Origin of the sequence: Dapis hubbardiae BLCC-M172 (assembly GCF_050016015.1) — a bacterium.
Taxonomy (GTDB): Bacteria; Cyanobacteriota; Cyanobacteriia; order Cyanobacteriales; family Microcoleaceae; genus Trichodesmium.
Window position 1 is genome coordinate 1 of the sequence record NZ_JBNHEQ010000270.1, and the last position, 2,073, is coordinate 2,073.

General features: G+C 32.3%; 1 protein-coding gene. It reads right to left on the bottom strand.

Going from position 1 to position 2,073, the window contains the following annotated elements; all coding sequences use genetic code 11:
- Positions 1-154 precede the first annotated feature (154 nt).
- Positions 155-1,534 (bottom strand): aldehyde dehydrogenase, encoded by a 1,380-nt coding sequence (locus ACP6PK_RS25185; protein WP_426563684.1) that lies wholly within the window; start codon positions 1,532-1,534, stop codon positions 155-157.
- Between the last annotated feature and the right edge of the window lie 539 nt (positions 1,535-2,073).

A 2,073-nucleotide genomic window follows, 5' to 3' on the forward strand; every position in this document is an offset into this window, starting at 1 on the left:
ACTCCCCTACTCCCTTACTATCTTAATTATAAGTGTTCAACCGGACATGGTATTAAATAAAAATCGCCCCTACTGTAGTCTACTGTGCAGGAAAACCGCTGTAATTCTTCAGCAGTAGGAGCATCTTGCTCCTGTATGTGAGGGAGGTGAATACTTACCGAAAAATTATTTTTTTAATCAAACCAACCTTATTTTTATAAGGAGCATATCGGATGCTTAAATCAAACCATAACCCCTTATTCAACACACTTTTATAGTGAGAAAAAGTATCAAAACTAGCCTTGCCATGATAACTACCAATTCCACTATTTCCCACACCTCCAAATGGTAAAGATGGTACTCCAAATTGCATCGCAGTATCATTAATACAAACATTTCCAGAAGAAGTTTCCCTTAAAACTTGTTCTTGCTTCTGTTTATTTCGAGAAAAAAAGTAAAGAGATAAAGGTTTAGGACGAGAATTAACCAGAGCGATCGCCTCATCTAAATCATCATATTCTAAAACAGGCAAAATAGGTCCGAAAATTTCCTCCTGCATAATTGGAGAATCCCAAAAAACTCCATCAATAACTGTAGGTGAAATATAACGTTCTTCTAACTTAGTTTCACCACCAATAACAATTTTTCCATCTTTTAGTAAATCATTTAATCTATTAAATTGCTGCTCATTTACAATCCTACCATAATCAGGACTTTCAAAAGGATTTTTACCATAAAACTTATCAATAGACTGTTTAATTTTCTCCAACAAATCCGATTTAACCGACTTATTTACAAACAAATAATCAGGAGCAACACAAGTTTGACCAGCATTAATAAACTTTCCCCAAGTAATACGTTTGGCCGTATATTCCAACTGAATATCATCATCAACAATACAAGGATTTTTTCCACCTAATTCCAAAGTTACAGGAGTGAGATTTTTAGCAGCAGCTTCCATCACTATTTTGCCTACTTTTGTTCCTCCAGTAAATAAAATATAGTCAAACTTTTCTGCTAATAACTGTTGACTTACTTCCACTCCACCCGTTACAGCAGCAATATAATTAGACTCAAAAGTATTAGCAATTAAATCTGCAACAACCTCAGATGTATTAACAGCTATTTCCGAAGGTTTAATAATCGCACAATTTCCTGCTGCAATAGCACCTAACAAAGGAGATATTACTAATTGAAAAGGATAATTCCAAGCACCAATAATTAACACTACTCCTAAAGGTTCTGGATAAATTTTAGCTCCAGCAGGAAATTGTTCAATAGGAGTCGAAACCCTTCTAGGTTTTACCCAAGATTTTAGCTTTTTAATAGCATCATTTATTTCCGTAAAAAAAGTCAGTTCAAAATATGCTTCAAATTTTGGTCTATTCAAATCTGCTTTAACAGCAGCAGCTATTTTTTCTTGATAATCTGAAACTGCCTGTTTTAACTTTTTCAGTTGTTCTATTCTAAAGTCAATATTTTTAGTTTTTCCTGTAGCAAAAAATTGACGTTGTTTATTTAAAATATTAGCGATCGATGATTCTTCTAAAAGCATATTTTTAATGGATAATTGATAATGGATAATTGATAATGGATAATTGATAATTAATAATTGATAATTAGAGTTATATGAAAAATATCTGCCAGAATCATAAAACCCATATTGGTATTAGACTGATAACTTTTTAAATAGATACCAAATGGCTTCTATAAGCATTGATAGATAAAGGCAAAAGCATTTTTGACCTCGAAAAAAGTGCTAGCTTTTTAGACAAAGATGCTCAAAAAGTTAGTATTTTTTGCTCAGTATAGCAGAAAAATCAAGGAACAATTATTCTTCCTACTTTCTCTCTCTTCCCACAGCCTGCTTTTTGTCAGCAAACCCTAATTAGAGGTATATAGCAATCCTATTTTATTCGTGTCAAAAATCTTGCCACTTTTTGGGAATAATTGTGGAAGCAATGTTTAATAGATAAGAGTTTCGGTGTTTATTTCTAGTTTTTGAGTTGTTGGAAAATAAGCGCAGATTGCTTAGTTTTCATTATCAATTATCAATTATCCATTATCCATTATCCATTATCCATTATCCATTAT